Consider the following 12,882-nt stretch of genomic DNA (forward strand, 5'->3'; position numbering starts at 1 on the left):
GTTTCTCTCGAAGACGCCTGCTCCCCTGCGGACCGTGCGCCGTCCCTAACGTCCATTTAGGAAGTCCCATGCGCACTGATATCGGCCAGATCGTTCATTTGGCAGACTACCGCCCCACCGATTTCGTTCTGGAGCGCGTCGATCTGACCTTCGAGCTCGATCCGACCGAAACCAAGGTGGAAGCACGGCTGATCTTTCACCGCCGCGAGGGCGTCGAGCTGTCCGCGCCGCTGGTGCTCGACGGCGACGAACTGAGCCTGTCCGGCCTGCTGCTCGACCAGAGCGAGGTGCCGGCAGGGCAATATACCGCCACCGACAAGAGCCTGACCGTCCGCGACCTGCCCGCATCCCTGCCCTTCGAGCTGACGATCACGACGATCATCAACCCGACCGCCAACACCCAGCTGATGGGCCTCTATCGCACCGGCGGCATCTATTGCACCCAGTGCGAGGCCGAAGGCTTTCGCCGCATCACCTATTTCCCGGATCGCCCCGACGTGCTGGCGCCCTACACCGTCAACATCATCGGCGACAAGGCCGCCAATCCGCTGCTGCTGTCGAACGGCAACTTTTTGGGCGGAGCCGGTTACGGCGAAGGCAGGCACTTTGCCGCCTGGTTCGACCCGCATCCGAAGCCGAGCTATCTCTTCGCGCTGGTCGCCGGCGACCTCGGCGTCATCGAAGACAGCTTCGTCACCATGTCGGACCGCGAAGTCACCCTGAAAATCTACGTCGAGCACGGCAAGGAAGCCCGCGCCGCCTACGCCATGGATGCACTGAAGCGCTCGATGAAATGGGACGAGGACGTGTTCGGCCGCGAATACGACCTCGACATCTTCATGATCGTCGCCGTCTCCGACTTCAACATGGGCGCCATGGAGAACAAGGGGCTGAACGTCTTCAACGACAAGTATGTTCTGGCCGATCCGGAAACGGCGACGGATGCCGACTATGCCAATATCGAGGCGATCATCGCCCATGAATATTTCCACAACTGGACCGGCAACCGCATCACCTGCCGCGACTGGTTCCAGCTCTGCCTGAAGGAAGGCCTGACGGTTTTCCGCGATCACGAATTTTCCGCCGACCAGCGCTCGCGCCCGGTCAAGCGGATCGCCGAAGTGCGGCACCTGAAGTCGGAGCAGTTTCCGGAGGACAGCGGCCCGCTCGCCCATCCGGTCCGCCCGACGAAATACCGCGAGATCAACAATTTCTACACGACGACCGTCTACGAGAAGGGCAGCGAAGTCACCCGGATGATCGCCACCCTGCTCGGCCGCGACCTGTTCAAGCAGGGCATGGACCTCTATTTCGAGCGTCATGACGGCGATGCCGCCACCGTCGAGGATTTCGTTGCCTGCTTTGCCGAGGTCAGCGGCCGCGACCTGACGCAGTTCTCGCTCTGGTACCACCAGGCCGGCACGCCGCTGGTGACCGCCTCCTGCGCCTATGACGCCGCCGCCAGGACGTTCACCCTGTCGCTGGAGCAGATGGTGCCGGCAACGCCCGGCCAGTCGGCCAAGGAGCCGGTTCACATCCCGCTGCGGCTGGGCCTGATTTCCGAAGACGGCCAGCCGATGCTGCCGGGATCGGTCGAGGGCGCCGAATTCACCAAGGATGTGCTGCATCTGGTCGAGCGCTCGCAGACCGCCGTCTTCCACGACATTCCGTCGCGTCCGGTGCTGTCGCTGAACCGCAGCTTTTCGGCGCCGATCAACCTGCATTTCGACCAGAGTGCCGGCGACCTGGCGCTGATCGCCCGCTTCGAGACCGATCATTTCGCCCGCTGGCAGGCGCTCACCGATCTGGCGCTGCCGATCCTGCTTGCAGGCCGTCCGCGACACGCGCAGCCGTGCACCCGTCGTCTGCGACCCGGCGCTGATCGAGGCGCTGCTGGCTGCCGCCGCCGATGAAGCCCTGGAGCCGGCCTTCCGCGCCCAGGTGCTCAACCTGCCGAGCGAAGCCGACATCGCCCGCGAACTCGGCGCCAACAACGATCCCGACGCCATCCACGCCGGCCGCCAGGCGATCCTGTCGCAGATTGCCGAAGCCGGGAAAGCCATCTTTGCCGCTCTCTACGACGGCATGGGCACGCCGGGGCCGTTCAGCCCCGATGCCGCCAGCGCCGGCCGCCGCGCCCTGCGCAATGCCGCGCTCGGCTTCCTGTCGCTGTCGGACAAGGCCCCGGCCCGCGCCAAGGCCGCCTTCGACGCCGCCAACAACATGACGGACCTCAGCCAGGCGCTGACCATCCTGGCGCATCGCTTTCCCGACTCGCCGGAAGCCACCGAGGCGCTGGCCGCCTTCAAGGCCCGCTTCGAGGACAATGCCCTGGTGGTCGACAAATGGCTGGCCATCCAGGCCGCCGTGCCGGGCGCTGCGACGCTGCAACGCGTCCAGGCGCTGATGCAGGACCCGCTGTTCACCCGCAGCAATCCGAACCGCGTCCGCGCCCTCGTCGGCACCTTCGCCTTCGGCAACCCGACCGCCTTCAACCGCGCCGACGGCGCCGGCTACCGCTTCCTGGCCGAGGAGATCCTGACGATCGACCCGCGCAATCCGCAGCTCGCCGCCCGCATCCTCACCTCGATGCGCTCCTGGCGGTCGCTGGAGCCGGTGCGCGCCGACCATGCGCGCGCCGCGCTGATGCAGATCGAGCTCGGCGCCGAGCTGTCGACCGACGTTCGCGACATCGTCGACCGCATTTTGAAGGACTGATTTGCGGCGGGAAAGCAGGTGATTTGCGCGGCAATTTTCGGAAATCTCCGAAAGGCCTTTGCCGCCGCGCCGATTGGCTTGCCAAAAAACCTGCAATAGCAAATAGTTAAGAAAGTTTTATCAGGCCCTCTGGACAAGCCGAATCGCGAATGATTCATTGGCGCAGGTTCGAGCGAGCGGCGCGCGAATCACACAAGGTTCAGGGCGCAATATGGTGGACGTGCGGCGGGCAACTGCGGCCGAAGGGCGGCTGCGTGTCAATTTCGACGACTTGAAATCCTGGCACGACGGTCTCGTCGATCGCGCCGGCGCCGGCGTCACCCGTGTCTCCCGGCAGTTTTCCAAGGCCGAGCATATCCTCAAGCGGGCGATCCCGATCCTCATCCTCGCCTTCCTGTCGGTGGTCGCCGCCTCGCACATCGTCTCGATGGTGATGGAGCACGGCCGGATGGAATCCGCCGCGCGCCATTCCACCGCCCTGTCGGCCTCGGCCGTGTTCGCTGCCTTTGCCAATGATGCGTCGCTGTTCGAAACGGGCGACCGCAGCGCGGCGGAAGCCAGGCTCAATACCTATCTGCCGCAGGACCGGCTCGACAGCGGCGACTTCGTGCTGATGGTGCAGGCGAGCGGCCGGGTCTTTGCCGCGTCGGTCGACGGCATGCGCTATGTCGGCCTGACGATCTCCGATTTCTTCCCCGAGGTCTCGACCATCCGCCGCTTCGGCGATGGCGGCGGCGTCATCGAGACCAAGATCGGCGGCCTGCCCTATTACGCCTCGATCGCGCTGGTCGGCGACAAGGGCGGCTTCATCGTCTCGGCCGCCTCGCTGGAACAGATCGGCCGGCTGTGGCGCGACGAGCTGACGCTCAACGTCACGCTGTTTGCCGGCATATCGTCGATCCTGCTGGTCATTCTCTATGCCTATTACATGCAGGTCCGCCGCGCCCGCGATGCCGACGAAACCTTTCTGGAATCCAACCTGCGGGTCGAGACGGCGCTGTCGCGCGGCCGCTGCGGTCTTTGGGATTTCGATTTCGCCAACCGTGAATTCTTCTGGTCGCGGTCGATGTACGACATGCTCGGCCTGCCGGCCTCCGACAAGACCCTGTCCTTCGGCGATGCCGCCCGGCTGATGCATCCGAACGACAACAGCCTCTACGAGCTTGCCCGCGCCGTCGCCAAGGGCAATGCCGGCCAGATCGACCAGATCCTGCGCATCCGCCATGCCGGCGGCCATTATGTCTGGATGCGGGTGCGCGCCCAGGTGATCCGCAACAATTCCGGCCAGGTGCACATGATCGGCATCGCCATGGACGTCACCGAGCAGCACCGCCTGGCGCAGCGCTACGCCGAGGCCGACCAGCGGCTGGCCGACGCCATCGAATGCACCTCGGAAGCCTTCGTACTGTGGGACAAGAACGACCGGCTGGTGATGTGCAACGCCCATTACCAGCAGGCCTATGGCCTTCCCGACAACGTGCTGATGCCGGGCACCGAGCGTTCGACGGTGGTCTCGGCTGCCGCCCGTCCGGTGATCGAACGGCGGATCGCCGATGCCGATCGCTCCGGCTACTCGCAGACGACGGAAGTGCAGCTTGCCGACGAGCGCTGGCTGCAGATCAACGAGCGCCGCACCCGCGACGGCGGCACGGTGTCGGTCGGCACCGACATCACCCTGCTGAAGCGCCATCAGGAGCGGCTGCGCGAATCGGAACGCCGCAACAATGCGACGATCGACGATCTCTCCGCCTCGCGGCAGATTCTCGAGCGGCAGAAGGCGGAGCTGTCCGTCGCCAACACCAATTACCTGGCCGAAAAGGACCGCGCCGAGGCCGCCAACAAGGCCAAGTCGGAATTCCTCGCCAACATGTCGCACGAGTTGCGCACGCCGCTGAACGCCATTCTCGGCTTTTCGGAAATCCTGCAGAACCAGATGTTCGGCCCGCTCGGCTCCGGGAAATACGACGAATATGCCCGCGACATCCATGACAGCGGCAAGCATCTGCTCAACGTCATCAACGACATTCTCGACATGTCGAAGATCGAGGCCGGCCACGTCAAGCTGTCCTGCGAGACCATCGACCTGGTGCCGCTGATCGAGGAATGCCTGCGCTTCACCTCGGTGCCGGCGGCCGCCAAGAACATTCGCGTCGACCAGCGTTTTGCCGCCGGCCGCACACTGACCGCCGACCGGCGGGCGATGAAGCAGATCCTGCTCAACCTTTTGTCCAACGCGGTAAAATTCACCAACAGCGGCGGGCGGATCGCGGTGCGCATGCGCGACGTCGGCGACGGCGTCATGCTGACCATCGCCGATACCGGCATCGGCATCCCGAAGGCGGCGCTGACCAAGATCGGCCAGCCGTTCGAGCAGGTGCAGAATCAATATGCCAAGAGCAAGGGCGGCTCCGGCCTCGGCCTCGCCATCTCCCGGTCGCTGGCCCAGCTGCACAAGGGCAGCATGAACATCCGCTCGCGCGAAGGCGTCGGCACCGTCATTTCGGTCTATATCCCGGATCAGCCCGATGCGCCGCCAAAGGCCCTAACGCGGCAGAAGCGCGTCGAATATGCCGCGCACAGCTTCGCCTAGGCGGCGGAGTTCGGCTTCCAGCGTCGTCACGTCCGGGCAATCGCCGGCGCGCACCACCAGATCGATCAGCCCGGCCGGCGCCGCGGCCGGATCGAACAGGCCGTCGATGCAAAGCCGGATCAGTTGCGACAGCTCGGTATAAAGCGCCAGGGCCTGCCGGCAGGTGGCCAGATCGTCGAGAGCCATGAAATCGGGGCCAAATCGATCCAGGGCCTCGACGGTACTTAAGCCGATATTCGCTTCCGTATCGCCCTGCGTCGGTGCGGCGAGGCGCAGGTATTGGGCGATGAACTCGATGTCGATCTGGCCGCCCCGCGCATGCTTCAGATCCCAGAGGCCGGCCGGCGGCTTTTCCGTATCGACCAGCGTGCGCATCTCGGCGACGTCCTGGGCGATCTTCGCCCGATCGGCGGGCGCTGCCAGCACGCCGGCGACGATGCGTCCGGCATCCCCGGCCAAGGCCGTGTCGCCACAGATGACCCGGGCGCGGGTCAAGGCCATGTGCTCCCAGGTCCAGGCTTCCTCGCGCTGGTATTTCTCGAAGGCGTTGATGCGTGTCGCCACCGGCCCCTTGTTGCCAGAGGGCCGCAGGCGCATGTCGACCTGATAGAGAATACCCTCTGCCGTCGGGGCCGAGAGCGCTGCGATCAGGCGTTGGGTGATGCGGGCGAAATAGCGGGTCGCATCAAGCGGCCTGGCACCATCGGACTCGGTGGCGTCGTCATCGTAATCGTAGAGCAGGATGATATCGACGTCGGAGCCGGCGGTGAGCTCGAAGCTACCGAGCTTGCCCATGCCGATGACCGCGATCCGACCGCCGGGGAAATCGCCGTGGGCGGCACGCAGTTCGTTGCGCACGGCGTCGAGCGCGGCGGCGATGACGAGGTCGGCCAGATGGGTGAAGGCCCGGCCGGCCATCGCCCCGGAAATCGCCCCGGTCAGCAGTCGGATGCCGATCAGGAAACGCTGCTCGGCGGCAAAGATGCGCAGCCGATCGAGGATATCCTCATAGTGCCGGGCCGGCTGCAGAAAGCTGTCGAGGCGGGCGGCGAGATAGCTGCGCGTCGGCAGCTCGGCCATGAGGCCGGGATCGAGCATGCCGTCGAAGACGTGCGGGCGGGCGGCGATGATGTCGGCCAGCCGCGGCGCTGCCGCCATGATGGTGACGATGAGGTCGAGCAGGACGGGATTTTTGCCGAGCAGCGAAAACAGCTGGATGCCGGCCGGCAGGCCGGAGAGGAACTGGTCGAAGCGCAGCAGCGCCTCGTCGGCCCGCGTGCTTTCGCCGAAGGCGCGCAGCAATTGCGGTGTCAGCTCCGTCAGCCGCTCGCGCGCCTCGACGGATTGCGTCGCGCGGTAGCGGCCGTAATGCCAGGTGCGAATGATGCGCGACATGTCGGCGGCGCGCTCGAAGCCGAGCCGCTGCAGGGTCTGCAGCGTTTCGGGATCGTCCGCCTGGCCGGTGAAGACCAGATTGCCGGCCTCGCCGGAAAGCCGCGTCTCATGCTCGAACAGCTGCGCATAGCGCCGTTCCACGGTTTTCAGCACGGCCACCAGCCGTTCCGAAAAGCCCTGGACGTCGGCAAATCCCATCATCAGCGCAATGCGCTTCAGCTCGGCATCGGTTTCCGGCAGCAGATGCGTCTGCTCGTCGCGGACCATCTGGATGCGGTGCTCGACATCGCGCAGGAACCAGTAGGCATCGCTCAGCTCGTCGCGCGTCTCGGCATCGATCCAGCCGGCCCGGGTCAGTTCGATAAGCGTCGCCTCGGTGGCGCGGCCGCGCAGCGCCGGCATGCGGCCACCGGCGATCAGCTGCTGCGTCTGGGCGAAGAACTCGATCTCGCGGATGCCGCCGCGGCCGAGCTTGACGTTGTGGCCGCCTTTGACGGCGATCTCGCCATGGCCCTTGTGGACATGGATCTGGCGCTTGATCGAATGGATGTCGGCAATCGCCGCGAAATCGAGATATTTGCGGAAGACGAAGGGGACGAGGTCGCGGATGAAGGCGGCGCCGGCCGCCCTGTCGCCGGCGACGGGACGGGCCTTGATGAAGGCGGCGCGCTCCCAGTTCTGGCCGCGGCCTTCGTAGTAGATCATCGCCGCGTCGACCGGCATGGCCAGCGGTGTGGCGCCCGGATCGGGCCGCAGGCGCAGGTCGGTGCGGAAGACGTAGCCGTCGGCGGTGCGCTCCTGCAGGATGCGCACCAGCCGGCGCATCAGCCGCGGAAAGATGTCGATGGCATCGTCCGGATCGGCAACGATGCCGGCCATGTCGTCGAAGAAGATGACGAGGTCGATGTCGGAGGAATAGTTCAGCTCCTCGGCGCCGAGCTTGCCCATGCCGAGAACGATCAGGCCGGAGCCGGCGCCGGGTTGGCCGCGTCCTTCAGCACCAGCTTGCCGGCTTCGTGGGCAGACAGGAGCAGATGATCGATGGCGGCGGAAATCGAAGCCTCGGCCAGGGCGCTCAGCAGGCGCGCGGAGGTCCGGGCGTCGAACAGCCGGCTGAGATCGGCAAGCGCGATGAGAAAGGCCGCCTTGCGCTTGATGCGGCGCAGGCGCCCCATCAGCTCGCCTTCCGATACCGCCGCCGCGTCCGCAGCCGGCAGCCAGGCCTGCCGTGCCGCGTCGATCAGCCGTTCGATCTGCGGCACCAGGGGAGCGCCGATCGCCGCAGCCAGCAAGGCGGGATCGAGTTCGGCGGTATCATGCAGATAGGGGGAGAGGGTGAAGACAGCGACGATGAAATCGCGCAGCGGCGTATCGCCGTCGATCAGCGCCGCGACCGCCGCCTGCCGCTTGCCGATGGTTTTCAGGTCGGCCAGCGCCGTCTTGGCCGCGGCCTGGTTGAGCGGTCGCAACAGGCCGCGGGCAACGGCGTCCAGTCGATCGTTCGGTGGGGTCAAGCAGCGCTCCGGCCTGTTCAAGCGGTCGTGGTCAGACGCCCCGCCGGATAGTCGCGAAGCTGGTCACGGGCCAATCTAGGCTGAAGTGCGGCCAACGCCAAGGGCTGGCACGCCGAACGCGGCCATCGTCGTCAATTCCTGCCGGCGTTCGGAAACACCATCGTCGCCGTCAGCCCATGCGCCTCGGCATTGTCGGGATCGGTGTCGGCCAGCTGCAACTTGCCGCCGTGCAGCTCCATCACCGCCTCGACCAGCGACAGACCGAGCCCGGTGCCCGGCTTCGACCGGCTCTCGTCGAGGCGGAAGAAGCGCTTGACGACGTCCTCGCGTTTTTCCGCCGGCACGCCGGCCCCATGGTCGGCGACGCAGAGGCTGACGCCATCGGCAGTGCGGGCGAGCTTGAGAACGACATCCGGCCGGCCGGAGCCGCCCGGCGCATATTTGAGGGCATTGTCGATCAGGTTGAACAGCGCCTGGCCGATCAGTTCGCGGTTGCCCTGGATTTCCAGGCCCGGCTCGATGTCGGCGGTGAGGACGAGCCCGGCATCCTCGGCCACCGGCTCGTAGAGTTCGGCCGTATCGGCAACGATGGCCGACAGGTCGACCGCCGTCATTTCCGCCGCCACCGCGCCGGCCTCGACCCGCGAAATCATCAGCAGCGCGTTGAAGGTGCGGATCAGCTGGTCGGATTCGGCGATGATGCCTTCGAGGGCGATACGGCGGCGTTCCTCATCGCCGACATCCAGCGCATCGACCGCCTTGTTGCGCAGCCGGGTCAGCGGCGTCTTCAGGTCGTGGGCGATGTTGTCGGAGACCTGGCGCAGGCCTTCGTTGAGCTTTTCGATGCGCTCGAGCATGGTGTTCAGCGAATCCGACATGCGGTCGAATTCGTCGCCGGAGCCGCCGACCGGCAGCCGCTGCGACAGGTCGCCGGCCATGATCTTGCGGCTGGCATCGGTCATCCGGTCGATGCGGCGGAGCGCATTGCGGCCGATGCCGAACCAGATGACCAGCGCACCGACGCCCATGATCGCCAGCGCCAGCATCAGCGCCTGGCGGACCAGCAGGCGAAACCGCTCCGGCTCGCCGAGGTCGCGGCCGATCAGGATGCGCAGGCCATTGTCGAGGGTGAAGATGTTGGCGATCGCCAGGTGATGACGCTCGGCGGTGGTGTCGGCATAGCGCTCGTAGATGAACGGCAGCTCGGTCCAGCCCTGGTCGTCGAAGGTGCCCGGCTGCACGGAGGCGACGTTGCCGGCGAGGATCTCGCCCGTCGGGCTGGCGATGACGTAGAGATTGGCGCCCGGCTGGCGGGCGCGCCGCTCCATGGTGCGCAGCAAAAGGTTCAGGCCACCGTTTTCATAGGCATGCTTGACCTGGCTGACTTCCAGGCTGACGGCATCGCGGATCTGCTGCGTCAGCAGCCGCTCCGACATCGACGTGACGTAAAACACCAGCGTTGCGGCGCAGAGGGCAAAGAGCAGGATGTAGAGGGCGGACAGGCGGACGGCGGTGGACTTGAAGAGGACGCGGAAGCGACTCATCCCTCGTCCTTGATCATGTAGCCCGCGCCGCGGATGGTTTTCAGCAGCGGCATGTTGAAATCCCGCTCGATTTTGGCGCGCAGGCGCGAGACGTGGACGTCGATGACGTTGGTCTGCGGATCGAAGTGGTAATCCCAGACGTTTTCGAGCAGCATGGTGCGGGTCACCACCTGGCCGGCATTCTTCATCAGATATTCGAGCAGCCGGAATTCGCGCGGCTGCAGGACGATCTCCTTGCCGGCGCGGCGCACCTCGTGGGAGAGCCGGTCGAGTTCGAGATCGCCGACCCGGTAGAGCACGTCCTGGTCCGGCGTGCCCTTGCGGCGGCCGAGAACCTCGACGCGGGCGAGCAGCTCGCTGAAGGCATAGGGTTTCGGCAGATAATCGTCGCCGCCGGCGCGCAGGCCGGTGACGCGGTCGTCGACCTGGCCGAGCGCGGACAGAATCAGCACCGGCGTGTGGATCGCCTTGCGGCGCAGCTCGGCAATCACCGACAGGCCGTCGCGGCGCGGCAGCATGCGGTCGATGACCATCACGTCATAGGTGTTTTCGGTGCCCATGAAGAGGCCGCTCTCGCCGTCACTGGCGTGATCGGCAAGGATTCCGGCCTCGCGAAACGCCTTGGTCAGGTAGGCGGCGGCTTCGAGGTCATCTTCGATGATCAAAATCTTCATGTGGGTGACATTACTCGCCGGCGGCACTGCTGCACAACCGGAATCGGTGGCGTCGGATTTTGGCTGGCTACCGCTGGTCATGGTCTCACCCATCGTTGCTCGTCGGGAAACAAAGAAGCCGTGCAAGCGGCGGCCTGCACGGCTCCGGTCTACATTGCTGCGTCAGCAATCAGCCCTGGGCGGCGAGCGGCAGCGCCACGAAGCGGCTGCCGTCGTCGGACTGGATCTGGAAGAGCGCCCGGGTGCGGCCGTCCTTCTTGGCCTGGGCGATCACCTTGGCGATGTCCTGGGCGTTGGCGACGTCCTGGTTGTTGACGGAGGTGATCTTCTCACCTTCCTTCACACCCTTGTCGGCCGCATCGGAGTCCGGGTTGACGGCGGTGATGGCGACACCCTTGCCGTCATCGGACGGACCGACGGTCAGGCCGAGATCGGCCAGCGCCTTTTCGGAGGCCGGCTGCTGCGGTTCGGCCGGCGTCTGGTTGTTGCCGTCGGCAGAAGCCTTCTGTTCGGCCGGCAACGTGCCGAGTTCGACGGTCAGCGGCTGCGACTTGCCGTCGCGCCAGATCGCCACTTCGACCTTCTTGCCCGGCGCCATGCCGGCGATGCGGCGGGCGAGATCGCGCGGATCCTTGATCGGGTCGCCGTTGACGGCGGTCACCACGTCGCCGTTCTTGATGCCGGCCTTCTGGCCGGGCGAGCCTTCCTGCGGCGAGACGACGAGGGCGCCGGCCGGCTCGGACAGGCCGAGCGATTCGGCGATGTCCTTGGTCACCGGCTGGATCTGCACGCCGAGCCAGCCGCGCGACACCGAGCCGGTCTTGATCAGGTCGGCAACGACGTCCTTGGCGGTCGTCGAGGGAATGGCGAAGGCGATGCCGACGCTGCCGCCCGACGGCGAGAAGATGGCGGTGTTGATGCCGACGACTTCGCCGCTGAGGTTGAAGGTCGGGCCGCCGGAATTGCCCTTGTTCACCGAGGCGTCGATCTGCAGATAGTCGTCATAGGGACCGGAGCCGATGTCGCGGCCGCGGGCCGAGATGATGCCGGCCGTCACCGTGCCGCCGAGGCCGAAGGGATTGCCGACGGCAACGACCCAGTCGCCGACGCGGATCTTGGTATCGTCAGCCCATTTGACGTAGGTGAACTTGCGCTTGTCGTCGACCTTGAGGACGGCGAGATCGGTGCGCGGATCCTTGCCGATCAGCTTGGCGTCCAGCTCGGTGCCGTCGCTGAGGACGACGACGAAGGCGGCGCCATCGGAGACGACGTGGTTGTTGGTGACGAGATAGCCGTCGTCGGAGATGAAGAAGCCGGAGCCCTGGGCGACCGGGCGCAGGCGGCCCTTGTCGGCGTTCGGCTTCTGCGCCTGATCCTGCGAACCCTTGCCGTTCGGCTGCTGGCCGAACTGCTTGAAGAATTTCTTCAGCGGGTGATCGTCCGGCAGTTCGTCGAAGCCGCGGCCGAGACCAAAGCTGTCGTCCTCATCGGCGACCGGATTGACGCGCGACTCGACACGCACCGACACGACGGCGGGAGACACGGCGTCAACGACATTGGCAAAGCTCGGAACCTGCGGCGCCTGGACGGTGACGGCATCGGCATAGGAACTGGAGATTTCGGCAGGGACGCCGGCTGCCAGGGCGGCAACGGCGATGCCGGCGACAGCGGAAGCCTTCAAAGCAGTGCTGCGCGTCAGGCGGCTTTTGATGGTCTCGAACATGTGCGTACCTTTTCTTTTCTTCTGGACTGGCGCCGTGGGGTCAGCGGCGAGCAGTTGATGAACAAGATATAGGGTTTTGCACGTTACGGCGAACTGTCCGGTCCATGAAATGTTGGTAATGTTGCAAATTGTTTCCGGCAAGGTGAAGGCTCCGGAAATATTCGCCGCTATTCGCCAAGCAACGCGTCGAGGCGCGCCTGTTCCTCGCCGGTCAGGCGGGTGCCGGTCGGCTTGCCGCGGCGGCGGCTGGCAAACACCGCCATGGAAATGGCACCGATCACCAACAGGGCGATCGGCGCGCCCCACAGCACATAGGTCTTTTCGCTGAGGCGCGGCTTCAGCAGCACGAATTCGCCGTAGCGCGAAACGATGTAGTCGAGCACCTGCTGATTGCTGTCGCCATCGACGAGGCGCTTGCGCACCAGCAGCCTGAGGTCGCGGGCGAGATCGGCGTTGGAATCGTCGATCGACTGGTTCTGGCAGACCATGCAGCGCAGTTCGGTGGAGATCGCCCGGGCCCTTGTTTCAAGCGCCGGATTGGACAGCACTTCGTCGGGATTGACGGCGAAGGCGGACATGGGGAGCAAAAGGAGAAGCGCGAAAAGCAGCCGTGCCAGGATCGCCACTGTCGGTTGGCGGCGCTGTGCACCTCCTCCCCTCATTCCTGTGCTTGTCACGGGAATCCAGCCACGGCGCTTCTGCGCCGTGAATGACTCGCGGGCAT

At 65.6% G+C, this 12,882-nt stretch carries 9 protein-coding genes; 3 read left to right on the forward strand and 6 right to left on the reverse strand.

The genetic code is table 11. The annotated features are described in order from the left end of the window. The first annotated feature begins 68 nt into the window (after positions 1–68). From pepN to PW844_RS07180, 3 genes are all read left to right on the forward strand, one after another. Positions 69–1,913, forward strand: coding sequence for an aminopeptidase N (gene pepN / locus PW844_RS07170; protein ID WP_299449791.1), 1,845 nt, complete (start codon positions 69–71; stop codon positions 1,911–1,913). Then, positions 1,825–2,718: an aminopeptidase N C-terminal domain-containing protein gene (locus PW844_RS07175; RefSeq protein WP_299449793.1), complete on the forward strand. Its 894-nt coding sequence runs from the start codon at positions 1,825–1,827 to the stop codon at positions 2,716–2,718. Before pepN ends, PW844_RS07175 begins: the two co-directional genes overlap by 89 nt. A gap of 211 nt (positions 2,719–2,929) precedes the next feature. Further along, positions 2,930–5,308 (forward strand): PAS domain-containing sensor histidine kinase, encoded by a 2,379-nt coding sequence (locus PW844_RS07180; protein ID WP_299449794.1) that lies wholly within the window; start codon positions 2,930–2,932, stop codon positions 5,306–5,308. On the opposite strand, the gene PW844_RS07185 is transcribed toward PW844_RS07180, so the two are convergent. The 6 genes from PW844_RS07185 to PW844_RS07210 form a co-directional block, all read right to left on the reverse strand. Then, positions 5,261–7,651 (reverse strand): bifunctional [glutamine synthetase] adenylyltransferase/[glutamine synthetase]-adenylyl-L-tyrosine phosphorylase, encoded by a 2,391-nt coding sequence (locus PW844_RS07185; protein ID WP_299449796.1) that lies wholly within the window; start codon positions 7,649–7,651, stop codon positions 5,261–5,263. The genes PW844_RS07180 and PW844_RS07185 overlap by 48 nt on opposite strands. An 11-nt stretch (positions 7,652–7,662) precedes the next feature. Continuing rightward, positions 7,663–8,217: a hypothetical protein gene (locus tag PW844_RS07190; RefSeq protein WP_299449798.1), complete on the reverse strand. Its 555-nt coding sequence runs from the start codon at positions 8,215–8,217 to the stop codon at positions 7,663–7,665. A 131-nt stretch (positions 8,218–8,348) separates the two neighbouring features. Beyond that, on the reverse strand, positions 8,349–9,761 hold the full coding sequence (locus tag PW844_RS07195) for a HAMP domain-containing sensor histidine kinase (protein ID WP_299449800.1): 1,413 nt from the start codon (positions 9,759–9,761) through the stop codon (positions 8,349–8,351). Next, complete coding sequence (locus PW844_RS07200) at positions 9,758–10,528, reverse strand: response regulator transcription factor (protein WP_299449802.1); 771 nt, start codon at positions 10,526–10,528, stop codon at positions 9,758–9,760. The genes PW844_RS07195 and PW844_RS07200 overlap by 4 nt, the downstream gene beginning before the upstream one ends. Before the next feature lie 76 nt (positions 10,529–10,604). After that, positions 10,605–12,158, reverse strand: a complete 1,554-nt coding sequence (locus tag PW844_RS07205) for a Do family serine endopeptidase (protein WP_299449804.1) — start codon at positions 12,156–12,158, stop codon at positions 10,605–10,607. Positions 12,159–12,325: 167 nt separating this feature from the next. Further along, the gene (locus tag PW844_RS07210; RefSeq protein ID WP_299449806.1) at positions 12,326–12,784 is read right to left on the reverse strand and encodes a cytochrome c-type biogenesis protein; all 459 of its coding nucleotides are present in this window, start codon (positions 12,782–12,784) and stop codon (positions 12,326–12,328) included. Positions 12,785–12,882 lie beyond the last annotated feature (98 nt).

Source organism: Pantoea sp. (assembly GCF_028283705.1).
Lineage (GTDB): Bacteria > Pseudomonadota > Gammaproteobacteria > Enterobacterales > Enterobacteriaceae > Pantoea.